The sequence below is a fragment of the Streptomyces sp. NPDC017991 genome (assembly GCF_044328075.1).
Taxonomy (GTDB): Bacteria; Actinomycetota; Actinomycetes; order Streptomycetales; family Streptomycetaceae; genus Streptomyces.
Genome location: NZ_JBIRGP010000013.1, coordinates 174,479 through 196,063, shown reverse-complemented (window position 1 = coordinate 196,063; position 21,585 = coordinate 174,479). Strand labels below are relative to the sequence as shown.

Annotated in this window: 20 protein-coding genes; 10 read left to right on the top strand and 10 right to left on the bottom strand. The window is 70.6% G+C overall.

Translation table 11 applies throughout. The features are described 5' to 3' along the window. Position 1: 1 nt before the first annotated feature. From ACH4DZ_RS33120 to ACH4DZ_RS33105, 4 genes are read right to left on the bottom strand one after another with little or no spacing between them, the layout of a single operon-like run. On the bottom strand, positions 2-970 hold the full coding sequence (locus ACH4DZ_RS33120) for an NADH-quinone oxidoreductase subunit H (protein ID WP_398291414.1): 969 nt from the start codon (positions 968-970) through the stop codon (positions 2-4). After that, positions 967-2,292: an NADH-quinone oxidoreductase subunit C gene (locus tag ACH4DZ_RS33115; protein ID WP_398291412.1), complete on the bottom strand. Its 1,326-nt coding sequence runs from the start codon at positions 2,290-2,292 to the stop codon at positions 967-969. The genes ACH4DZ_RS33120 and ACH4DZ_RS33115 overlap by 4 nt, the downstream gene beginning before the upstream one ends. Further along, positions 2,289-2,948 carry an NADH-quinone oxidoreductase subunit B gene (locus ACH4DZ_RS33110; protein ID WP_398291410.1) on the bottom strand — a complete coding sequence of 220 codons (660 nt, stop codon included), beginning with the start codon at positions 2,946-2,948 and terminating at the stop codon, positions 2,289-2,291. Before ACH4DZ_RS33110 ends, ACH4DZ_RS33115 begins: the two co-directional genes overlap by 4 nt. Then, a complete protein-coding gene (locus ACH4DZ_RS33105) occupies positions 2,939-3,388 on the bottom strand; it encodes an NADH-quinone oxidoreductase subunit A (RefSeq protein WP_398291408.1) in 450 nt (149 codons plus the stop codon). The genes ACH4DZ_RS33110 and ACH4DZ_RS33105 overlap by 10 nt, the downstream gene beginning before the upstream one ends. A gap of 341 nt (positions 3,389-3,729) precedes the next feature. Here ACH4DZ_RS33105 and ACH4DZ_RS33100 point away from each other — a divergent pair, with 341 nt between their 5' ends. The 5 genes from ACH4DZ_RS33100 (at position 3,730) to ACH4DZ_RS33080 (ending at position 10,848) form a co-directional block, all read left to right on the top strand. Further along, entirely contained in the window at positions 3,730-4,938 is a 1,209-nt protein-coding gene (locus ACH4DZ_RS33100) for a sensor histidine kinase (RefSeq protein ID WP_398291406.1), read from the top strand. 340 nt (positions 4,939-5,278) lie between these two features. Further along, complete coding sequence (locus ACH4DZ_RS33095) at positions 5,279-6,637, top strand: sensor histidine kinase (RefSeq protein ID WP_398291404.1); 1,359 nt, start codon at positions 5,279-5,281, stop codon at positions 6,635-6,637. A 262-nt stretch (positions 6,638-6,899) separates the two neighbouring features. Further along, complete coding sequence (locus ACH4DZ_RS33090) at positions 6,900-7,571, top strand: response regulator transcription factor (RefSeq protein WP_328495850.1); 672 nt, start codon at positions 6,900-6,902, stop codon at positions 7,569-7,571. A gap of 258 nt (positions 7,572-7,829) precedes the next feature. Then, positions 7,830-9,761 carry a 2-oxoacid:acceptor oxidoreductase subunit alpha gene (locus ACH4DZ_RS33085; protein ID WP_398291402.1) on the top strand — a complete coding sequence of 644 codons (1,932 nt, stop codon included), beginning with the start codon at positions 7,830-7,832 and terminating at the stop codon, positions 9,759-9,761. Then, positions 9,754-10,848: a 2-oxoacid:ferredoxin oxidoreductase subunit beta gene (locus tag ACH4DZ_RS33080; RefSeq protein WP_398291400.1), complete on the top strand. Its 1,095-nt coding sequence runs from the start codon at positions 9,754-9,756 to the stop codon at positions 10,846-10,848. Before ACH4DZ_RS33085 ends, ACH4DZ_RS33080 begins: the two co-directional genes overlap by 8 nt. Positions 10,849-10,926: 78 nt before the next feature. Here ACH4DZ_RS33080 and ACH4DZ_RS33075 read toward each other — a convergent pair whose 3' ends face one another. Continuing rightward, on the bottom strand, positions 10,927-11,262 hold the full coding sequence (locus tag ACH4DZ_RS33075; RefSeq protein ID WP_398291666.1) for a winged helix-turn-helix transcriptional regulator: 336 nt from the start codon (positions 11,260-11,262) through the stop codon (positions 10,927-10,929). 239 nt (positions 11,263-11,501) lie between these two features. On the opposite strand from ACH4DZ_RS33075, the gene ACH4DZ_RS33070 reads away from it, so the two are divergent. Beyond that, on the top strand, positions 11,502-12,356 hold the full coding sequence (locus ACH4DZ_RS33070; RefSeq protein WP_398291398.1) for an SDR family oxidoreductase: 855 nt from the start codon (positions 11,502-11,504) through the stop codon (positions 12,354-12,356). A gap of 301 nt (positions 12,357-12,657) precedes the next feature. Next, positions 12,658-13,629: an EamA family transporter RarD gene (gene rarD / locus ACH4DZ_RS33065; RefSeq protein WP_398291664.1), complete on the top strand. Its 972-nt coding sequence runs from the start codon at positions 12,658-12,660 to the stop codon at positions 13,627-13,629. A 27-nt stretch (positions 13,630-13,656) separates the two neighbouring features. On the opposite strand, the gene ACH4DZ_RS33060 is transcribed toward rarD, so the two are convergent. Then, a complete protein-coding gene (locus ACH4DZ_RS33060; protein ID WP_398291397.1) occupies positions 13,657-14,868 on the bottom strand; it encodes a 4-hydroxybenzoate 3-monooxygenase in 1,212 nt (403 codons plus the stop codon). Between the two features lie 153 nt (positions 14,869-15,021). Continuing rightward, a complete protein-coding gene (locus ACH4DZ_RS33055; protein WP_398291662.1) occupies positions 15,022-15,615 on the bottom strand; it encodes a CGNR zinc finger domain-containing protein in 594 nt (197 codons plus the stop codon). A gap of 37 nt (positions 15,616-15,652) precedes the next feature. Here ACH4DZ_RS33055 and ACH4DZ_RS33050 point away from each other — a divergent pair, with 37 nt between their 5' ends. From ACH4DZ_RS33050 to ACH4DZ_RS33040, 3 genes are all read left to right on the top strand, one after another. Further along, positions 15,653-16,171 (top strand): VOC family protein, encoded by a 519-nt coding sequence (locus ACH4DZ_RS33050; protein ID WP_398291395.1) that lies wholly within the window; start codon positions 15,653-15,655, stop codon positions 16,169-16,171. Positions 16,172-16,349: 178 nt separating this feature from the next. Continuing rightward, a complete protein-coding gene (locus ACH4DZ_RS33045) occupies positions 16,350-17,291 on the top strand; it encodes a M28 family metallopeptidase (RefSeq protein WP_398291393.1) in 942 nt (313 codons plus the stop codon). 99 nt (positions 17,292-17,390) lie between these two features. Continuing rightward, positions 17,391-18,020, top strand: a complete 630-nt coding sequence (locus tag ACH4DZ_RS33040) for a flavodoxin family protein (RefSeq protein ID WP_398291391.1) — start codon at positions 17,391-17,393, stop codon at positions 18,018-18,020. 27 nt (positions 18,021-18,047) lie between these two features. On the opposite strand, the gene ACH4DZ_RS33035 is transcribed toward ACH4DZ_RS33040, so the two are convergent. From ACH4DZ_RS33035 to ACH4DZ_RS33025, 3 genes are all read right to left on the bottom strand, one after another. Next, complete coding sequence (locus ACH4DZ_RS33035; RefSeq protein ID WP_398291389.1) at positions 18,048-18,962, bottom strand: ABC transporter permease; 915 nt, start codon at positions 18,960-18,962, stop codon at positions 18,048-18,050. Further along, positions 18,949-19,986, bottom strand: a complete 1,038-nt coding sequence (locus ACH4DZ_RS33030; protein ID WP_398291387.1) for an ABC transporter ATP-binding protein — start codon at positions 19,984-19,986, stop codon at positions 18,949-18,951. The genes ACH4DZ_RS33035 and ACH4DZ_RS33030 overlap by 14 nt, the downstream gene beginning before the upstream one ends. 80 nt (positions 19,987-20,066) lie before the next feature. After that, complete coding sequence (locus ACH4DZ_RS33025) at positions 20,067-21,353, bottom strand: outer membrane lipoprotein carrier protein LolA (RefSeq protein ID WP_398291385.1); 1,287 nt, start codon at positions 21,351-21,353, stop codon at positions 20,067-20,069. Between the last annotated feature and the right edge of the window lie 232 nt (positions 21,354-21,585).

Below are 21,585 nucleotides of genomic sequence, written 5' to 3'. Positions count from 1 at the left end.
GTTACGCGATCACCACCTTGACGATGCCGGTGAGGGCGATCTGGGCGAGGGAGAGGGGGACGAGGACGGTCCAGGCGAGTTTCTGGAGCTGGTCCTCGCGCAGGCGGGGATAGGTGACGCGCAGCCAGATGACGACGAAGGCGAGGACGGCCGCCTTCAGCAGGGTCCAGACCCAGCCGAGGCCGTCGGCGCCCCACGGGCCGTGCCAGCCGCCCAGGAAGAGCACGGTGGTCAGGCCGCACAGGACGACGATTCCGGCGTACTCGGCGAGGAGGAACAGGGCGAAGCGGAGGCCCGTGTACTCGGTGTAGGCGCCGAAGATGATCTCCGAGTCGGCGACCGGCATGTCGAAGGGCGGGCGCTGGAGTTCGGCGAGGCCCGCCACGAAGAAGACGATCGCGCCGACGATCTGCCACGGCAGCCACCACCACTCGAAGGCGTCGACGATGCCGGGGAGGGAGACCGTGCCGGCCGCCATGGCGACCGAGGCGGCGGTCAGCAGCATGGGGAGTTCGTAGGCGAGGAGCTGGGCGGCGGTGCGCAGACCACCGAGGAGGGAGAACTTGTTGGCCGAGGCCCAGCCCGCCATGAGCGAGCCGAGGACGCTGACGCCCATCACCGCGAGGACGAAGAAGATGCCCGCGTCGACGACCTCGCCGACCGCGCCCTCGCCCGGGCCGATCGGGATGACGAGGAGGACCATCAGGTACGGGAGGAGAGCCACTGCGGGGGCGAGCTGGAAGATACGGCGGTCCGCGGCTGCCGGGACCACGTCTTCCTTCTGGGCGAACTTCACGCCGTCCGCGACGAGTTGGGCCCAGCCGTGGAAGCCGCCCGCGTACATGGGGCCGAGGCGGCCCTGCATATGGGCCATCACCTTGTGCTCGGCCTGACCGACGATCAGGGGGAACGTCAGGAACACGACGAAGACGACGAGGAGTCGCAGGGCGACGTCGAGCGCGTCGTTCACTGCGCGCCTCCTGTGGGGCTTTCGGAATCGTCGGGACCGTCGGGGTGCTCTGCATCCGGCGCCGGTTTCGGCTCCGGTGCCGGCTTCGGCTCCGGTGCCGGCTTCGGCTCCGGTGCCGGCTTCGGCTCCGGTGCCGGCTTCGGCTCCGGTGCCGGCTTCGGCTCCGGCTCCGGATCGTCGGGCTGTGGGTTCGACGGTGGTCCGGGCTCGTCGAAGGCCGGGCGGGCCTGGTGCCACGGGGCGTCCGCACCGCGTGACGCCGTGGGCGGCTTCGGTTCGGTGGGCGCCTTCGGCCCGGTCGCAGCGGTCGGCTCGGCCGGCGCCGTGGGTGCGGGCGCAGGCGTAGGCGTGGCCGAAGCCGTCGGGGGCGGCGGCGGTGGCGCGTCCGGCGTGGGGCCGGTGGGCAGCGCTCCCGTGCCGCCGGCCCCGGACTCCGGCGCCGGCGCGGATTCCGGCGAGGCGGGCGTCGTCGTCCGGCTCGCCGAGCCGTCGGCCGCCGTGCGGGGCCGTCGTGCCGGGCGGTCGCCGGTCGCGGCGGGTCCACCCGCCGCTCCCCTCGCAGCCCCTGCTCCTCCCGCCGCTCCCCTCGCAGCCCCTGCTCCTCCCGCTCCCCTCGCACCCGCCGCGCGGCCCGCGCCTCGGACCGGGCGGGCGGGGGCCGGGGGGAGTTGGCCCTTGAGGGGGCCCCATTCGTTCGGGTCGGGGACTCCTGGCGGGAGCATCTGGCGGCGTTTCGGGCCGCCGTGCTCCGACTCCCCCGGCTCCTTCGCGCCCGGCCAGGCCTTCGCCACGCGCGCCGCCAGGACGAAGTCCTTGCGGAGGGGGTGGCCCTCGAAGCCCTCGGGCAGGAGGAGCGGGTCCAGGCCGGGGTGGCCCTCGAAGGTGACGCCGAACATCTCGTGGGTCTCGCGTTCGTGCCAGGCGGCGCCCGCGTAGACCTCGACGGCGGAGGGAAGGGCGGGTGCGGAGTGCGGAACCGTCGTGCGGACGAGGAGACGGCGTACGGGGGCCAGCGCCACGACGTGGGCCGAGACGCGGAAGCCGCCACCCGGTTCCGTACCGGGCTCCGAACCCGGTTCCGTACCGGCAGCCGAGCCGGACGCCGCACCGGAAGCCGCGCCGGAAGCCGCGCCCGGTTCGTCGACGGCGCTCAGCCAGTCGAAGTAGGTGCAGCCCAGGGTGTCGCGCGCGCTCCGCAGGGAGGCGAGCCAGGACTGCGGGGGCACGTCGACCGTCAGGAGCTCGTACGACTCCTCGGCCGTGGCGTCGGGGCCGAAGAGTTCCTCCACGGGAGCGGGGAGCCATCCGGTCGTCCCGGTCATCGGGCGTCCCCCTGGGCCGGCGGCTGGACGAGGCCGCTCTGCAGCGCGGCCACGGAGGGACGGCCGGCGCCGGAGGACGCGTACCGCTCTCCCAAAGACTCCTGGGCGATCTTCTCCTGGAGCTTGAGGATGCCCTGGAGCAGCGCCTCCGGGCGGGGCGGGCAGCCCGGGACGTACACGTCGACGGGGATGATCTGGTCGACGCCCTTCGTCACGGAGTACGAGTCCCAGTACGGGCCGCCGCAGTTCGAGCAGGCGCCGAACGAGATGACGTACTTCGGCTCGGGCATCTGCTCGTACAGGCGCTTCACGGCCGGGGCCATCTTGTCCGTGACCGTGCCGGAGACCACCATCAGGTCGGCCTGGCGCGGGCCCGGGGCGAACGGGATGACGCCGAGGCGGATGAAGTCGTGACGGGCCATCGACGCCGCGATGAACTCGATCGCGCAGCAGGCGAGTCCGAAGTTGAAGACCCAGAGCGAGTAGCGGCGGCCCCAGTTCAGGACCACCTTCATCGGCTCGGGGGCCAGCCGGGCGAGCGCGCCCAGACGCTTCGGCTCCGGCAGCAGCACCGGCTCCGGAGCGGAGGGGACCGAGGACGTCGCGGAGACCGGGGACGTCGACGGGGTCGAGGCGGCCCTGGGGGTCACGTCCATGTGAGGACGCCCTTCTTGTATGCGTACAGCAGTCCGACGGCCAGGAAGCCGAGGAAGATGAACATCTCCACGAGCGTCGCCGCGCCGTATCCGGGCGCCGCGAAGACCGTCGCCCAGGGGAAGAGGAAGATCGAGTCGACGGCGAAGATCACGTACAGGAACGCGTAGACGTAGTAGCGGACCTGGGTGTGGGCCCAGCCCTCGCCGACGGGGTCGACTCCGCACTCGTACGTCAAGAGTTTCTCGGGGGTCGGGACGACGGGGCGCAGCAGGCGGCCCGCTCCGAAGGCGACGGCGACGAACAGCACGCCGACCACGGCGAGCAGTCCGACGACCGAGTAGGACTGGAAGTAGTCGGCCGCGAGGGAGGTACCGGTGGCCGCGGTATCGGCCCCGGTTCCCGTGGTTCCGGTCGCCGCGACCATGGTCGGTTCCGGCACGTCCGCCCTCGCTCCCTGGCCTGGATGACCTCGTGTGACCTGGTGTGATCTCGTACAACAAGTGCGTACGACCACGTACGACGGGCCCGTACGAGTCCGTAGGACCACGCGTGCGCCTGCGTGCGCGCCGTGCGATGCGCCGCGTTCGACGATCTGTACGCACCGGAGTCTAGGGCCTGCTAAAGAGACCGTAAGCAGCCCGTCACGGTTAGGCATGGTGCAGTTGGGTTCCCCGGCCGCGGTCGACGAGGGCCGGAGCCGCCGATGGTGGGGTTTTCCCCCGGAGACGGAGGCGGCCCACCTCATGGCGCCGCGGGCCGCGGTTGGGCAAGGTGGCGCCTATGACCGAACGCATTGCGGCCGTCGACACCCTGGGCACCGGCACCGACAGGCCGCCACCCCCGCGCTTCGCCTACGACCGGCACACCTGGAAGGAGATCTCGCATCTCCTGGCCAACCTGCCGTCGTCCCTCTTCGGGTTCGTCTACGTCGTCACCGTGCTGTTCCTGGGAGCCGGGCTGACGGTGACGGTGATCGGGTTGCCGGTACTGGCGTTCGGGCTCCTGGGCGCGCGCCAGATCGGGAAGTTCGAGCGGATGCGGGCCAGGGGCCTGCTCGGGGTACGGGTGGACGAGCCGAGCCCCCTGCCGTTGCGCGGGCGGGGCGGGTTCTTCGGCTGGTTGTGGATGGCGTTGAAGGATCCGGTCGGCTGGCGGACGGTGCTCTACGAGTTCATGCGGCTGCCGTGGAGCATCGTCACCTTCACCCTCACGCTGACCTCGTTGTTCGTGCTGTGGCCGGTGCTGCCGTTCATCGCGCGCGGCCTGGCCAACGCCGACCGGGCCATGGTGCGCGCCCTGCTGTCGCCCTCCGACGAGCTGGAACAGCGGATCGCCGAGCTGGAGTCGGACCGGGGGGTGGTCGTCGACACGGCCGCGGCCGACCTGCGGCGCATCGAGCGGGACCTGCACGACGGGGCGCAGGCCCGGCTGGTGAACCTCGCGATGGGGCTCGGCCTGGCGAAGGAGAAGCTGCTGGAGGGGCAGGCCGACGAGACCGTCGCCGCCATGGTCGACGAGGCGCACGGCGAGGTGAAACTGGCGTTGCAGGAACTGCGGGACCTGGCACGCGGTATCCACCCGGCCGTGTTGACCGACCGGGGTCTGGACGCCGCGCTGTCCTCGGTCGGCGCCCGCTGCACGGTGCCGGTGAAGGTGACGGCCGACCTGCCGGCCCGCCCGGCCGCGGCCATCGAGGGCATCGCGTACTTCACCGTCTCCGAGCTCCTGCAGAACGTCAGCAAGCACAGCGGTGCGCGGTCCGCCTCGGTCGACGTGTGGCGTGCGGAGAACCGCCTGCTCATACAGGTCTGGGACGACGGCCGCGGTGGCGCCTCCCTCGACGGCGGTACGGGGATGGCGGGGCTCGCGGACCGGCTCGGCGCGGTGGACGGCCTGTTCGTCATCGACTCGCCGGTCGGCGGGCCTACGACGATCACGGCGGAGCTGCCCTGGCGGGACCGGACGGGGGGCGCCGGAGGGAAGCCCTGAGCTGCGGGTTTCCCTGAGGAGGGCGACGCCCCCGACCGCCTCTGACGAGGGCGCGTTCGGGGGCGTACGTGTGTACACCCAGGTCACTCGGGTCACTCGGGTCACTCAGGCCACCGGGCCATCCGGCCACCCGGATCGCTTCGTCGCCCGTCCGCCGCCGCCGCCCGTCCGCCGCCGCCCGTTCGCCGTCGCCCCCGGCCGGGGTAGGGAAAACCCCCGGCCCTAGACGCCGACGCGCTGCATGTTCCGCGGGCGCCGCACGCAGCACAGTGGAGGTACACCAGCGGACGAAGCAGCTGAGCGAACTGCAGCGGCTGACGAACAGAAACGGACGGCGGCCATGGCCACGGAGTACGGACAGGGATACGGGTGGGACGACGGCCCCGGATTCCGGGGGGAGGGCACCGGGGAGCGGTGGCACCGGCTCCCCACCGCGCTGCGGGCGCCGATCGAGCCCCGCAGCCTGCGTGAGTTCGCCTATCTGATGCTGAGTCTGCCGATCAGTGTCTTCATGTTCACCTTCGCCGTGACGATGATGTCGCTCGGCGCCGGCCTGCTGATCACCTTCCTCGGCGTCCCGGTACTCGCCGCGGGACTCGCCGGCTGCCGCGGACTCGGCGCGCTGGAACGAGCGCGCGCCCGCGGCCTGCTGGGGCTCGACGTCGCCGCGCCGGAACCGCTGCGGATGCGCAAGCAGACCCCGATGGGATGGATAGGGGCCACGCTGAAGAGCGGCGCGTCCTGGCGCCACCTCCTCTACACGGTCATGCACTTCCCGTGGGCGGTGTTCGCCTTCTCCGTGGCCATCACCCTCTGGACGACCGGCTGGACGCTGCTGACATATCCGCTGTGGTTCTGGGTCTTCCCCATGTCCGGTGGACAGGACGGACTGCAGCTGTACGGGGACGAGGGGCACCGGGTCTATTTGGACAACCCCTTCGAGATCACCGTCACCGCGCTCGTCGGGCTGCTGCTCACGCTGGCGACGCCGTGGATCGTACGGGCGCTGACCCTGGTGGACCGGGTTCTCGTGGGCGGGCTGCTGGGCCCTTCGAAGCTGGCCACCCGCGTGGTGGAGCTGGAGTCGGACCGGGGTGTCGTGGTCGACACGGCGGCGGCCGACCTGCGGCGCATCGAGCGCGACCTGCACGACGGGGCGCAGGCCCGGCTGGTGGCGCTGGCGATGGATCTGGGGCTCGCGAAGGAGAAGCTGACGGAGGATCCGGAGGAGGCGGCGCGGATGGTGGGCGAGGCGCACGGTGAGGTGAAGACGGCGCTTCAGGAGCTGCGGGATCTTGCCCGCGGGATCCATCCCGCCGTGCTGACCGACCGCGGGCTGGACGCGGCGCTGTCCTCGGTCGCCTCCCGGTGCACCGTGCCCGTGCAGGTCGAGGTCGATCTGCCGGCCCGGCCGGCGCCCGCCATCGAGGGGATCGCGTACTTCACGGTGTCCGAACTGCTGCAGAACGTCAGCAAGCACTCGCGGGCCACGCGGGCGACGGTCGATGTCTGGCGGATCGAGAACCGGCTGATGCTTCAGGTCGTCGACAACGGGGTCGGGGGGGCGGACGCCGGGGCGGGGTCCGGGCTGGCGGGGCTTGCGGGGCGGCTCGACGCGGTGGATGGCATTCTCGTGGTCGATTCGCCTGCGGCGGGGCCTACTCGGGTGACCGCGGAGCTGCCCTGGCGGGCGGCCTGAGTTTTCGCGGGGCCGGGGAGGTGGGGTTCTCCTCCCCGGCCCCGCCCCTTCCCGAAACCGGGGGCTTCGCCCCCGGGCCCCCGAAGCGGAAAGATTGCGCAGTTCCCCGCGCCCCCTAAAGGCAGCTCCGTGCCGCCTCTCCGAGGGGAAACGTGCCGCGTACCGGCCCCGATGCTGGGATGCTGGGCGCTGACGTATGTGCCGGGCGTGGGCGGGGATCGACCCGGTGCGCTGTCCGGGACGGGCTGGGGGGCCGAGAATCGTGGAGGACAGAGTGCGCGTGGTCATCGCCGAGGATTCAGTGCTGCTGCGGGAGGGCCTGACCCGGTTGCTGACCGACCGCGGGCACGACGTGATCGCAGGCGTCGGGGACGGGGAGGCGCTGATCAAGACGATCACGGAGTTCGCGGCGCAGGACGCGCTGCCGGACGTCGTGGTCGCGGACGTCCGGATGCCGCCGACCCACACCGACGAAGGCGTGAAGGCGGCCGTGCAGTTGCGCAAGCAGCACCCGGGGCTCGGCGTCCTGGTGCTGTCGCAGTACGTGGAGGAGCAGTACGCCACCGAACTGCTGGCCGGTTCCACCACCGGCGTCGGCTATCTCCTCAAGGACCGGGTAGCCGAAGTGCGGGAGTTCGTGGACGCGGTCGTCCGTGTGGCCCGCGGCGGCACCGCTCTCGACCCCGAGGTCGTCGCGCAGTTGCTCGGGCGCAGCCGCAAGCAGGACGTCCTCGCGGGGCTCACCCCGCGCGAGAGGGAGGTCCTGGGACTGATGGCCGAGGGACGGACGAACTCCGCGGTCGCCCGGCAGCTCGTGGTCAGCGACGGCGCGGTCGAGAAGCACGTGAGCAATATCTTCATGAAACTGGGCCTGTCCCAGAGCGACGGGGACCACCGGCGTGTTCTCGCGGTCCTCACCTATCTGAAATCTTGATCACCTGTCTGAGTTCCTGTTCCGGGGATACAGCACGGTGCGAGTGTGAGAACCGAGAATGTGCGCGGAGCGTCTTCACAGGTAACGCCGGGGGGGCGGAGCGATCGTGACAGAAGAGGGTGTACGACAGTCTCGAAACGGCGTCCGTCATGAAAGCTTCCCGGGGCGGGCACCCCTTGCCGACGTAGGGTTGGGCCCCGGGTGGAGGCCTGCGGGAGGGCCTCACCCGGACAGCCGCCTCGAAGGAGGTTCACTTCAGTGACCAGTCAGGTCAGCAGTCCAGCTGAGCAGGCCGACGGAGCCGTCGTAGGAGAACAGCGCAAACCGGCGGGTGAGAAGGACGTACGCCGGCTCGATCGGGTGATCATCCGGTTCGCGGGGGACTCGGGTGACGGTATGCAGCTCACCGGAGACCGCTTCACCTCCGAGACGGCATCGTTCGGAAACGATCTTTCGACACTGCCGAACTTCCCCGCCGAAATCCGCGCGCCCGCAGGAACACTGCCGGGCGTTTCTTCTTTTCAGCTGCATTTCGCCGACCACGACATCCTCACGCCCGGCGACGCGCCCAACGTTCTCGTGGCGATGAACCCGGCCGCGCTGAAGGCGAACATCGCGGACGTTCCGCGCGGCGCGGAGATCATCGTCAACACGGACGAGTTCACCAAACGGGCGATGTCGAAGGTCGGATACGCGGCCAGCCCGCTGGAGGACGGTTCGCTGGACGGGTTCTCCGTCCACCCGGTGCCGCTGACCACGCTGACCGTCGAGGCGCTCAAGTCGTTCGACCTGTCCCGCAAGGAGGCGGAGCGCAGCAAGAACATGTTCGCGCTGGGCCTGCTGAGCTGGATGTACCACCGGCCGACCGAGGGCACCGAGAAGTTCCTGCGGACCAAGTTCGCCAAGAAGCCCGACATCGCGGCGGCCAACGTCGCCGCGTTCCGGGCGGGCTGGAACTTCGGCGAGACGACCGAGGACTTCGCCGTCTCGTACGAGATCGCCCCCGCCACCCAGGCCTTCCCGACGGGCACCTATCGGAACATCTCCGGGAACCTGGCGCTGTCCTACGGGCTGATCGCCGCCTCCCGGCAGGCCGACCTGCCGCTGTACCTGGGCTCGTATCCGATCACGCCCGCCTCCGACATCCTGCACGAACTGAGCAAGCACAAGAACTTCGGTGTACGCACCTTCCAGGCCGAGGACGAGATCGCGGGGATCGGGGCGGCGCTGGGCGCGGCCTTCGGCGGATCGCTGGCGGTGACCACGACGTCCGGTCCGGGTGTGGCGCTGAAGTCGGAGGCGATCGGGCTGGCCGTCTCCCTGGAGCTGCCGTTGCTGGTGATCGACATCCAGCGCGGCGGGCCCTCGACCGGGCTGCCGACCAAGACCGAGCAGGCCGACCTGCTCCAGGCGATGTACGGGCGCAACGGCGAGGCGCCGGTCCCGATCGTGGCCCCCCGTACGCCCGCCGACTGTTTCGACGCGGCCGTCGAGGCGGCCCGGATCGCACTCGCGTACCGCACGCCGGTGCTGCTGCTCTCGGACGGCTACCTGGCCAACGGCTCGGAGCCGTGGCGGATCCCGGAGACCGACGGACTTCCCGATCTGCGGGTGCAGTTCGCGCAGGGGCCCAACCACACGCTGGACGACGGCACCGAGGTCTTCTGGCCGTACAAGCGCGACCCCAAGACGCTGGCCCGTCCGTGGGCGATCCCTGGCACGCCCGGCCTGGAGCACCGCATCGGCGGCATCGAGAAGCAGGACGGCACGGGCAACATCTCGTACGACCCGGCCAACCACGACTTCATGGTCCGTACGCGGCAGGCCAAGATCGACGGCATCGACGTACCCGATGTGGAGGTCGACGACCTCACCGGGGACGCGAACACCCTCGTACTCGGCTGGGGTTCGACCTACGGGCCGATCACCGCGGCGGTACGCCGGCTGCGCGCGGCCGGGGAGCACATCGCGCAGGCCCATCTGCGCCACCTCAACCCCTTCCCGCGGAATCTCGGCACCGTGCTGAGGCGTTACGACACAGTGGTCATCCCCGAGATGAACCTCGGTCAGCTGGCCACGCTGGTCCGGGCGAAGTACCTGGTGGACGCCCACTCGTACAACCAGGTGAACGGCATGCCGTTCAAGGCTGAGCAGCTCGCCACGGCTCTCAAGGAGGCCATCGATGGCTGAGACGACCACGGAAGGCTCGGGCACGATCGAGGCGCTCACTCTGGTGCCCAAAGCCGAGGCCAAGCAGTCCATGAAGGACTTCAAGTCCGATCAGGAAGTGCGCTGGTGCCCCGGCTGCGGCGACTACGCGGTCCTCGCCGCCGTACAGGGCTTCATGCCCGAACTCGGCCTGGCGAAGGAGAACATCGTCTTCGTCTCGGGCATCGGGTGCTCGTCCCGCTTCCCGTACTACATGAACACGTACGGGATGCACTCCATCCACGGCCGCGCGCCCGCCATCGCGACCGGCCTCGCCTCGTCGAGGCGGGATCTGTCGGTGTGGGTCGTCACGGGTGACGGGGACGCGCTGTCCATCGGCGGCAATCACCTGATCCACGCGCTGCGGCGGAACGTGAACCTGAAGATCCTGCTGTTCAACAACCGGATCTACGGGCTCACCAAGGGCCAGTACTCCCCGACCTCCGAGGTCGGGAAGATCACGAAGTCCACGCCGATGGGCTCGCTCGACGCGCCCTTCAACCCGGTGTCGCTGGCGATCGGCGCGGAGGCGTCCTTCGTGGCGCGGACCGTGGACTCCGACCGCAAGCACCTCACCGAGGTCCTGCGGCAGGCGGCGGCCCATCCGGGCACGGCCCTCGTCGAGATCTACCAGAACTGCAACATCTTCAACGACGGCGCCTTCGAGGTCCTCAAGGACAGGCAGCAGGCCGAGGAGGCGGTGATCCGCCTGGAGCACGGGCGGCCGATCCGCTTCGGCACTCCGCTGGAGGACGGCCTCGGTTCGAAGGGCGTCGTGCGCGACGCGGTGACCGGGGATCTGAGGGTCGTCACCGTCACCCCGGAGAACGAGTCGCTGATCCTGGTCCACGACGCGCACTCCGCGTCGCCGACGACAGCGTTCGCGCTGTCCCGTCTCGCCGATCCCGACACGCTGCATCACACGCCGATCGGGGTGCTGCGGGCCGTGGACCGGGCGGTCTACGACACGCAGATGGCCGATCAGCTGGACTCCGCGATCGAGCAGAACGGCAAGGGGGACTTGTCGGCGCTGCTCACCGGCGGGGATGCCTGGACGGTTGTGGGCTGACCCCGGTCGGCCGACCGCCGCGCTGAGCAGGCAGTGATTTGTCCGCGGGTGCGTCGTGGCCGGGCCCGGTCGGTGTGCTTACGACCGGGCCTCGTCGTATGCCTGCCTGGCCTTCTCCACCGCGTCCATCCGCTGCTCGGTCCACAGCGCCAGGGCCAGGACCTGTTCGGCGGCCTCCCGGCCCAGGTCGGTGAGGGAGTAGTCGACGCGTGGCGGGATGACCGGCTTGGCGTCGCGGTGCACGAGGCCGTCGCGTTCCAGGGTCTGCAGGGTCTGGGTGAGCATCTTCTCGCTGACCCTGCCGATCGCCCGGCGCAGCTCGCTGAAGCGGAACGGACGCTCCCTCAGCTCGATCAGGACGAGGACGCCCCAGCGACTGGTGACGTGCTCCAGGACGAGGCGGTACGGACACATCCCCTCGCCGAGGGAGTACTTGTCCACCACCGGACTCGCCACCGGACTCGCCGCCGGACCGTTCGTTGCCGGACCGTTCGTTGCCGGGCCGGTCACTGCCAGGCCGTTCACTGCCGTGCCGGTCGTTGCCGAGCTGCTTACCGTCATGGAGGTACCTTACTTCAAAGTGGGTACTTTCCCAGAGTTAGTGCAGCTCCTATGGTGAGTGTGTATCCACCCCACAAGGAGTTGTTTCCACCATGAGCATCGTCGTCACCGGAGCCACCGGACACCTCGGCCGGCACGTCATCGAGGCACTGCTGGAGAAGGTCCCGGCCGACCAGGTCGTCGCCGTCGTCCGCAGCAAGGAGAAGGCCGCGGACCTCGCCGCCCGCGGCGTGCGTATCGCGGTCGCCGACTACAACGCTCCCGAGACCTTCGACAGCGTCTTCTCCGCCGGCGACCGGGTGCTGCTCGTCTCCGGCAACGAGTTCGACAAGGGCCGTGTCGCCCAGCACAAGGTCGTCCTCGACGCCGCCAAGGCCGCCGGGGTGGCGCTCTTCGCGTACACCAGCGCCCCCGGCGCCCTGACCGCCGCGCTGGCCGACGACCACCGGGGCACCGAGGCGGCGATCCTGGAGTCCGGTGTGACATACACCCTGCTGCGCAACGGCTGGTACAACGAGAACTACACCGAGAACCTGGCCCCCGTCCTCGAACACGGCGCCGTCGTCCAGGCGGCCGGCGCGGGCCGGATCTCCGCCGCCTCCCGTGCGGACTACGCGGCCGCCGCCGTGGCCGTGCTGACCGGTGAGGGGCACGAGAACAAGACGTACGAGCTGGGCGGCGACACCGCCTTCAGCTTCGCCGAGTACGCCGCCGCGGTGTCGCAGGCGTCCGGCAAGGAGATCGCGTACAACTCCGTCCCCGCCGAGACGTACAAGGGCATCCTGACCGGTGCCGGTCTGCCCGGGCCGTTCGCCGAGATCCTGGCCGGTGTGGACGAGTCCATCGAGAAGGGCGAGCTGGTCGTCAGCACGGGCGACCTCTCCCGGCTGACCGGCCGTCCGACCACGCCGATCGCGGAGTCGGTCGCGGCGGCGCTCAAGGGCTGAGGCCCCGCGCCGGGCCCGGTGGGTCTCGGCGCCGGCCGGCCCCGGTCCCGGTCCCGCCCGGGACGCGTACCCCCGCCTGTCATGACCGTATGGCGATACGGACATGACGTGCGGGAGTTCTTGGCGCTACCTTCTTGGAGCTTGAGCTTGAGTTCGGGCTTGAGCTTGCGCTTGAGGCGAGAAAGAAGGAGGGGCCGTGCCGGTGGAGTCCGAGGGCGAGCAGCACATAGGTCCGAACGTGGGTCCGGAGCCCAGAGGCGAACAGCGGATCGGTCTGCTGAACGGTTTCGCGGCGTACGGCATGTGGGGGCTCGTCCCTCTCTTCTGGCCGTTCCTCGAACCCGCGAGCGCCGGAGAGATCCTCGCCCACCGCATGGTCTGGTCCCTCGGTTTCGTGCTGATCGCCCTCGTGGTGACGCGGCGCTGGTCCTGGGCCCTCCCCCTGCTGCGCCAGCCGCGCAAGCTGGGCCTGATCACCGTCGCGGCGGCCGTGATCACCGTCAACTGGGGCGTTTACATCTGGGCCGTGAACAGCGGCCATGTGGTGGAGGCGTCACTCGGTTACTTCATCAATCCCCTCGTCACCATCGCCATCGGCGTCCTGCTCCTGAAGGAGCGACTGCGGCCCGCCCAGTGGGCGGCGGTCGGTACCGGCTTCGCCGCGGTGCTCGTCCTGACCGTCGGCTACGGCCAGCCGCCGTGGATCTCCCTCTGTCTCGCCTTCTCCTTCGCCACGTACGGGCTGGTCAAGAAGAAGCTCAACCTCGGCGGCCTGGAGTCGCTGGCAGCGGAGACCGCCGTCCAGTTCCTGCCCGCGCTCGGCTATCTGGTGTGGCTGTCGGCCCGGGGCGACGCGACCTTCGGCGGTGAGGGCGCCGGGCACGCGGCGCTGCTGGCCGCGACCGGTGTGGTCACCGCCCTGCCGCTCGTGTGCTTCGGCGCGGCGGCGATCCGGGTGCCGCTGTCCACGCTGGGACTGCTGCAGTACCTGGCGCCCGTGCTGCAGTTCCTGCTGGGCGTCCTGTACTTCCACGAGGCGATGCCTCCCGAGCGGTGGGCCGGGTTCGCCCTGGTGTGGGCCGCGCTGTCGCTGCTGACCTGGGACGCGCTGCGCACGGCCCGCCGGTCGCGGACGACCCTGCGGAACGCGGCGATCGCCGCCGCCTCGGCGACCGCGGAGGCCGCGACGGCGGAGGCGGCGGCCGGGGAGGCGGCGACCGGCGCGCCCGCAACCGAAGGGCCCCGGCAGGAGCAGATAAGCCGCCGTCAGTAGTCGGTGTCCCTCAGTAGTCGGTGTCCCTCAGTAGTCGGTGTCCTTGCCGAGGAACAGTTCGGCGAATCCGGCCGCGGCGGCGGGCGAGCCGAGGGTCCGCCGCATCCTCGCCCGCGCGATCCCCGCACGGAACGGATCGCCGGACGAGACACCGTGGTACACCTCGGACAGCCACTGCGAGAACTCCTGGTACTGCCACACCCGCCGCAGGCACCTCTGCGAGTAGCCGCGCAGCCCGCTGTCGTCCCCCTTGCCGTAGTGGGCGACGAGCGCGTCGCCGAGCAGCAGGGAGTCGTGGATGGCGAGGTTCATGCCCTTCGCGCCGATCGGTGCGAGCAGATGGGCCGAGTCCCCCACCAGATACAGCCGCCCGTACGCCATCGGCTCCACCACGTAGTTGTGCATGGCCAGGACCCGCTTCTCGATCAGCTCGCCCTCGACGAGCGGCCGGGCCCCGTCCGCCGCGAGCCGTTCGTGCAGTTCGGACCAGACGCGGTCGTGGGACCAGTTCTCCGGGTCGTCGCCCGGCGGGCATTCCAGGTAGTAACGGGTGACCTGCGGACTGCGGGCCATGTGCCCGGCGAACCCGCGCGGATGGATCCCGAAGACGACGCAGTCGGAGGACGGCGGCGCCTCGGCGAGGAGGGCCAGCCAGCCGACGCCGAGGTCGTGCCGGGCGATCGTGACGTGCTCCGACGGCAGGTGGTCGCGGGTCACACCGCGCGCGCCGTCGCACCCCGCGACGAAGTCGCAGTCGAGCCGCACGCGTTCACCCGTCTCCGGATCCGTGTACGCCACCGAGGGCCGGTCGGTGTCCGTCCCGGCCGGCTCGACGTCACGGACGCCGAACCGGATGTCGCCGCCGCGGACGTCCGCGTACTCCCGTACCAGGTCCGTCACCAGGAGCGGCTGCGGATAGACGTAGTGCCGCTGCCCCGACACACCCGTGTACGGGAACCGGTGGCTCTCCCCGGCGAACCGGAACTCGCACTCGGTGTGCACCACCGTGTTCCGCAGCAGCCGGTCCGCGAGGCCCCGACCGTCCAGCGCACGGACCGCCCACTCCTCCAGGAACCCCGCGCGCGGACGCTGCTCGATGAACTGCCTGCCCTCGTTCTCCAGCACCACGCAGTCCACGGAGGCGGCCCGCAGGATGTTGGCCAGGGTGAGCCCGGCGGGACCTGCGCCGACGATGACGACTCGGGTGCGCTGAACGGAGACAGGGGCGGCTGCGGTCATACGAACAGTATGGCGAAATCGGCTGCCCCAGTCGTCAACTCGGCCTCGGGGGCACAGCCCGCCTTTCAGGGGCGCGGGGAACTGCGCGGCCAGCCCCCACCGGGCCGAACCCGTGGACGAAACCCTCAGCCCCCTTAGTCCCCTTCGGCCCCCTTAGTCCCCCTCGGCCCGCCGAGCCCGATGCGCCCGCACCTTGTGCAAGGTGCCGCAGTGCTCCATCGCGCACCACCGCCGCCGCCCCGGCCGCGACGTGTCGACGAACAGCAGCCCGCAGTTGCCCGACCCGCACTCCCGGAAGCGGTCCGCGTACGGCCCGGTGAGCAACTCGACCGCCTCACGCGCCACGGTGGCCAGCAGCCGCGCCACCGTGGCCCCCGGCGCCCACCCGCGCGAACCGTCCGCCTCGATACGCGCGGCGAGCGGCGCCCCGGCCGCGACGAGGTTGACGGCGTCGAGTTCACGGGCCCCCGGGGGCCGGCCATGAACGCGGTCGGTGATGACCTGGAACAGCGCATCACGCAGGGCTCGCGTTTCCGCCAACTCCCTTTCCGTGACCGGTATTTCGAGCCCGCCCGGCAGACGGCTCCGCTCCACCCAGCGCAGCAGGTCGGCCGGCTCGTGCAGCGACTCGTAGCGCGCGAACTCCCCCGGCCCACCCGTCGTCAGCAACTCCGTGCACAGCGCCCCGGCATCGAAGCGGTACCGCTTCCCCCCGTGCGACACGAGAGTCAGTCCGGACGGTTTCATTGCAGGCTCGCTCACGTAACCACTATAACTGGTTACCATGACAGAGCCCTCCGCACCTCGGTCCGCGCCCGCGTCCACGCCTGTGCCCGCATCCACGCCCACGCCCGCACCCCTGCACTGGAAACTCGTCGTCGACAGCGCCGACCCGCACTCCCAGGCCGACTTCTGGGGCGCCGCCCTCCACTACCTGGTGGAGGACCACAGCCCGTTGATCGAGCGCCTGCTGAGCATCGGCGCCGCACCCCCCGAGCTGGTCGTCGAGTCGCACGGCCGCCACGCCTGGCGGGACGCGACCGGCGTACGGCACCCCCAGGACCCGTACGAGGAGGAGAGCGGGGTGGGGCTGGGGCGGCGGCTGCTGTTCCAGCGCGTACCGGAGCCGAAGACCGTGAAGAACCGGCTGCACATCGACCTGCACAGCGAGGGCGGAGCGCGGGCGGCGGAGGTCGCACGGCTGACCGGGCTCGGGGCGACGGTCGTCCGCGAGGTGAAGGAGCCGTCGGGCGAGTGGGTGGTGATGGCGGACCCGGAGGGCAACGAGTTCTGCCTCCACTGAGACGCAACCGGTACGCATCGCTGTCGGCGCGGCCTCCGGCCGGTGAGCGCCTCGCGTCCGCTATGCGAACGCGGCTGACCGGATTGCGCTCTTGACGGAACGTCAGCCTCAGCTTCACCATCAGGCACCCATTTCCGCAAGGAATCCAAGGAATCCAAAGGAATTCGGAGCCCCCCACATGAAGCTCTCTGTTCCCGGACGCGCCACGGGTGCCGCCGCCATGGCGATCGCCGCGTTGCTCACGACGAGCGCGATAGCCGACGCCGCGCCCGCGCGCGTGGCCGCCGCACCGGACATACCCGTGGCCAACGTCAAGGCCCATCTCACCCAACTGCAGTCCATCGCCACCGCCAACGGCGGCAACCGCGCCCACGGCCGCACCGGCTACAAGGCCTCCCTCGACTACGTGAAGGCCAAGCTGGACGCGGCCGGATTCACCACCGCCATCCAGCAGTTCACCTCCTCCGGCAGCACCGGCTACAACCTGATCGCCGACTGGCCCGGCGGCGACGCCAACCAGGTCGTCATGTCGGGCTCCCACCTCGACAGCGTCTCCGCGGGGCCCGGCATCAACGACAACGGCTCCGGTTCGGCGGCCGTCCTGGAGGCCGCGCTCGCCGTGTCCCGGGCGCAGTACCAGCCCACCAAGCATCTGCGGTTCGCCTGGTGGGGAGCGGAGGAACTGGGCATGGTCGGCTCGCGCTACTACGTCAACAGCCTCACCACCGCCAACCGCGCGAAGATCAGCGGCTATCTGAACTTCGACATGATCGGGTCGCCGAACCCCGGCTACTTCGTCTACGACGACGACCCGGCCATCGAGAAGACCTTCAAGGACTACTTCACCGGTCTCGGCGTCGCGACCGAGATCGAGACCGAGGGCGACGGCCGCTCGGACCACGCCTACTTCAAGAGCGCGGGCATCCCCGTCGGCGGCCTCTTCACCGGCGCCAGCACCCGCAAGACCGCGGCACAGGTGACCAAGTGGGGCGGCACGGCGGGCGTGGCGTTCGACCGCTGCTACCACTCCTCGTGCGACACGACGACGAACATCAACGACACCGCCCTGAACCGCAACAGCGACGCCCTCGCGTACGCGGTGTGGGAGCTGTCGGAGTAGAGCGGGCCCGGCCCACTGCGGGGGTAGCCGACGACTGCATGCGTGTGCATATACTGCATACGCGTGTAGTCGTCGGACGCCCTACATGACGGAGCCCTCATGACCCGCCACTTCCTCTTCCTCCTGGGCAGCAGCCGCGACAACGGCAATACGGAGCTGCTGGCCCGCAGGGCCGCCGAGCAGCTGCCCGCCGATGTCACCCGGCGCTGGATCGATCTGGCCGAGCACCCCCTCCCCGACTTCGAGGACCTGCGCCACGACAGCGACCACGTCCGGCCGTCCGGAGACCACACGGCGACGCTCCTCGACGCGACGCTCGCGGCTACGGACCTCGTCATCGCCTCACCGCTGTACTGGTACTCCGTGTCCGCGTCCACCAAGCGCTACCTCGACCACTGGTCGGGCTGGCTGCGCACCCCCGGCGTCGACTTCAAGGAGACGATGGCCGGACGCACCCTGTGGGGTGTCACCGCCCTCGCGCACGAGGAGGAAGAGGTCGCCGGTCCTCTCATCGGCACCCTCAACCACTCGGCCGCCTACCTGGGGATGCGCTTCGGCGGAGTCCTCCTCGGCAACGGCAGCAAGCCCGGGGACGTGCTGAACGACTCCGGCGCCCTGGCCGCCGCCAAGACGTTCTTCGCCCAGGAACCCCCGCTCGCCCGCTTCCCCTACGAGGTCCCCGACGAGGTTCCTGACGCGGTCCCCGACGAGGTCCCCGACAAGAGCTGAGCCGGCTCCGAGGGTCCGCGCCGCCCGCTACGCGGTGATGTCCTTCGCCGTGAACCGCGCCCAGGCCGCCGCGCCGAACACCGCCGCGTACAGCGCCTGGAGTTCCAGGTTGCGTATCAGGTCGTCCCAGTAGACGGGGTCGCGCATGAGGTCGGCGAAGGACAGCCAGTAGTGCGAGAAGATGTACGGCTGGATCGCGTGCAGTTGGGGGATCTGGTCGAGGATCTGCACGGTGATGAGCAGACCGACGGTCGTCGCCATCGCCGCGATCCCGCTGTTCGTGAGGGTCGAGACGAACAGCCCCAGCGCCGCGATCCCGATCAGTGACGCGGCCACGATCAGCGCGATCAGCAGGGCCCGGCCCAGCCCCTCGCCGAAACTGATGCGGGTCCCGGAGATCGTCGTCAGCTCGCCCAGCGGGAACAGGAGCGCCCCGACGACGAGCGCCGAGGTCGCCACGACGAGGGTGGCGATGACACAGAAGGCCAGCGTGGTCGCGTACTTGGTGATCAGCAGGCGCGTACGCCCCGCCGGTGCGACCAGCAGATAGCGCAGCGTCCCCGCGTTGGCCTCGCCCGCGATCGCGTCGCCCGCGATGACGCCGACCGCCATCGGCAGGAAGAACGGCAGCGTGGCGGCCAGTGCGGTGAACACCAGGAACAGTCCGTTGTTGGTGATCTGCGCGATGAACGCGGGCCCCTCTCCCCCGCCGCCTCCGGCGGACGACCCGTCGCTCGTCTCGATCTTTACCGCGATGCCGACCAGCACCGGCACCGCGGCGAGCACCCCGAGCAGTGCGATCGTCCGCCAGCGGCGCAGCGTGGTGCTCAGTTCGTTGCCCAGCAGCCCGAGGGTCCACAGCGGGCTCGGCGCCCGTCCCGCGGCGGCTTTTCCGGTGCGCTTCTCCGCCGCCGACGGCTCGGCGGTCTCAGCCCGCGACATCGAAGCCCTCCCCCGTGAGCGCCACGAACGCGTCCTCCAGCGAGGCCCGCTCGATCCCGAAGCCGCGGACGCGGACGCCCGCCGTGACCAGTGCCGCGTTCACCTCGGCGAGGTCGCGGTCCGGTGGATCGGCGCTCACCCGGTCCTCGGCGACCACGACGTCGCTCATGCCCTGTTCCTTCAGCACCCGGGCCGCCTCGCCCGGATCGGGTGTGGTCACGACGAGCCGGCTGCGCGCGCCCGCCGCGAGCTCGGCCACCGGCCCCTGGGTGATCAACCTGCCCTGCGCCATCACCGCGGCGTGGGTGCAGACCTGCTCGATCTCGTCGAGCAGATGCGAGGAGAGGAACACGGTCGTGCCGTCCGAGGCCAGCTCACGGACCAGGGCGCGGATCTCACGCATCCCCTGCGGGTCGAGCCCGTTGGTCGGTTCGTCCAGCACGAGCAGTTTCCGGGGCTGCAGCAGCGCGGCGGCGAGGCCGAGCCGCTGCTTCATCCCGAGCGAGTAGGCCTTCGCCTTCTTGCCGGCGGCTGCGGTCAGCCCGACCCGGTCGAGCGCCGTGGCCACCCGGGCACGCCGGGTGCGCGGGTCGGCGGCCGGGTCGGCGGAGTCGTAGCGCAGGAGGTTGTCGCGGCCGGAGAGGAAGCCGTAGAGGGCGGGGCCCTCGATGAGCGCGCCCACGTGCGGCAGGACGGTGCGCGTGGCGCGCGGCATGGGCCGGCCCAGGACGCGGGCCGTGCCGGAGGTCGGCTCGATCAGGCCCATCAGCATTCTGATGGTGGTGGTCTTCCCGGAGCCGTTCGGTCCGAGGAAGCCGAAGACGCTGCCCGCCGGGACGGCCAGGTCGAGGCCGTCGACGGCGAGCTGTCCACCGCGGTAGCGCTTGGTCAGCGCGCGGGTGGCGATCACGGTGTCACCCGTATCGCCCGTGGCACGTGGGTCACGTGGGTCCACCGTGCCGCCGTCCCCCGTCGGGTCCCCGTCCCCCGTCGTGTCCCCGTCCGCGGTGGACAGTTCCGCCATCGACTCCCTCACTTCGCCTTGCCCTCGGGAACCCCCGCCGTCGGGGAACCCCGCCGTCGGAGGCCCGACAGGTACGCGACCTACTTCGCCGCGTTGGCCGCCTTCACCAGCGCGTCCTTGGTGACCGCGCCCGCGTAGACCTTGCCGTCGTCCGTGATCAGCGCGTTCACCAGGCGGGTCGAGAAGACCGTGCCCGAGCCGAACGTGCCGCTCACCTGGTCGCCCAGCGAGTCCAGGAAACGGCCCGCGTCGCCTCCGCCGGACCCCTCCGAGGGCAGGCCCTCGCCGCCGGTGTCGAACCGGGCGATGGAGCTCCAGCCCTCACCTATGACGTTCAGGCCCTGGAAGTCCTTGCCCAGGTCCTCGCCGCCCTTGCCGCTGCCGGGACGTGCCTTGTCACCCTTGTCGGCACCGCCCTTGCCTACTTCACCCCGGTCCGCCGGGCCGTCGGACTTCAGCTCGTCGCCCTCGGTGACCTTCGCGCCCTTCGGCGGGCTGAAGTCGAAGGTGGACGCCGCCGGCCTGGAGAAGTCGACCTTGGTGAAGCCCGCGTCGACGACGGCCGCGCCGCCGCTCGCCGGGGTGAGCGTGAACTTCAGCGGCAGACCGGTCTTCGCGTCCACGGCGATGGAGATCGCGCCGACCGTCGAACCGGACTGCTTCGGCTCGATCAGCAGCTTGTAGGCGTCCCGCCCGGCGATCCGCGCCGTACCGTCGACGGTCACGGACGTCGTGTCGTCCGACGCCTTCAGCGCCTCCTCGGCCAGCTCCTTGGGCGTGGCCGGCACGTCCTCGGACCTGCCCTTCGTCCCCTTCTCCGCGGAGTCGGAGGAAGCGGCGGAGCCGTCCTTCATGTGGTACGCCTCGTTCGACGCGCTGTCGTACGCCCACACCTCGTCGCCGTTGTGGATCACGCTGTACTCGGCGGCCTTGTCGAGGAGCGACAGCTTCTGCTTGTCCTCGCCGTCGGAGGCGACCCGCAGTGTGTGCGTACCGGACGCCAGTTCCATCAGCTTGGACGACGGGTCCGCGGACGAACCCGAGCCGCCGCGCCCGCCGGCCGCGGCACCGCCGAGGCTGCTCTCCAGGCCGCCGAGATCCGGCAGGCCGAGGTCCGTGCTGATCTTCACCGTGCCGGACAGCTGCTGTACGTCCGAAGCGGCGATCCTCTCGATGAGCTGCTGGGCGCTGACCTTCGGCAGGTCGGGGTCGCCGGAGCCCGCGAACGCCGGGACCAGCCCGATGGTCGCCGCCGCCACCCCCACCACCGCGACGGGAACGACATAGCGCGCGGCCTTCTGCCTGCCGCCGCGCCTGTCGTCCGCCTCGTCCTCGGTCGTGCTGTCGTCGGATCCGTACGGTGCCATGTGTGCCCTACCTCCGTTGTCGGCGGCGGCTGACCGTCCTCGCACTCGTCCACCCTGGCCGCCATTGTCACCCGAACTGCTGTGAAGTGGTGTGTCCCATCCGACCAAATCGGTCGGCCGAAAGCGTCAGACCTCGGAGCCAACTCCTCGTACACCTGGGGTATGACACGGAGGGACGGCGCCTCCCCCGACCCGTAGGGGTCGTACGGGCGAGACGCCGTCCGTGCAACTC

Coding starts and splice junctions, on each gene's coding strand:
- ACH4DZ_RS33115 (WP_398291412.1), bottom strand. CDS start 2,292: ATGACCGGGACGACCGGATGGCTCCCCGCTCCCGTGGAGGAACTCTTC.
- ACH4DZ_RS33110 (WP_398291410.1), bottom strand. CDS start 2,948: ATGGACGTGACCCCCAGGGCCGCCTCGACCCCGTCGACGTCCCCGGTC.
- ACH4DZ_RS33100 (WP_398291406.1), top strand. CDS start 3,730: ATGACCGAACGCATTGCGGCCGTCGACACCCTGGGCACCGGCACCGAC.
- ACH4DZ_RS33095 (WP_398291404.1), top strand. CDS start 5,279: ATGGCCACGGAGTACGGACAGGGATACGGGTGGGACGACGGCCCCGGA.
- ACH4DZ_RS33080 (WP_398291400.1), top strand. CDS start 9,754: ATGGCTGAGACGACCACGGAAGGCTCGGGCACGATCGAGGCGCTCACT.
- ACH4DZ_RS33075 (WP_398291666.1), bottom strand. CDS start 11,262: ATGTGTCCGTACCGCCTCGTCCTGGAGCACGTCACCAGTCGCTGGGGC.
- ACH4DZ_RS33070 (WP_398291398.1), top strand. CDS start 11,502: ATGAGCATCGTCGTCACCGGAGCCACCGGACACCTCGGCCGGCACGTC.
- rarD (WP_398291664.1), top strand. CDS start 12,658: ATGTGGGGGCTCGTCCCTCTCTTCTGGCCGTTCCTCGAACCCGCGAGC.
- ACH4DZ_RS33060 (WP_398291397.1), bottom strand. CDS start 14,868: ATGACCGCAGCCGCCCCTGTCTCCGTTCAGCGCACCCGAGTCGTCATC.
- ACH4DZ_RS33055 (WP_398291662.1), bottom strand. CDS start 15,615: ATGAAACCGTCCGGACTGACTCTCGTGTCGCACGGGGGGAAGCGGTAC.
- ACH4DZ_RS33050 (WP_398291395.1), top strand. CDS start 15,653: ATGACAGAGCCCTCCGCACCTCGGTCCGCGCCCGCGTCCACGCCTGTG.
- ACH4DZ_RS33045 (WP_398291393.1), top strand. CDS start 16,350: ATGAAGCTCTCTGTTCCCGGACGCGCCACGGGTGCCGCCGCCATGGCG.
- ACH4DZ_RS33040 (WP_398291391.1), top strand. CDS start 17,391: ATGACCCGCCACTTCCTCTTCCTCCTGGGCAGCAGCCGCGACAACGGC.
- ACH4DZ_RS33035 (WP_398291389.1), bottom strand. CDS start 18,962: ATGTCGCGGGCTGAGACCGCCGAGCCGTCGGCGGCGGAGAAGCGCACC.
- ACH4DZ_RS33030 (WP_398291387.1), bottom strand. CDS start 19,986: ATGGCGGAACTGTCCACCGCGGACGGGGACACGACGGGGGACGGGGAC.
- ACH4DZ_RS33025 (WP_398291385.1), bottom strand. CDS start 21,353: ATGGCACCGTACGGATCCGACGACAGCACGACCGAGGACGAGGCGGAC.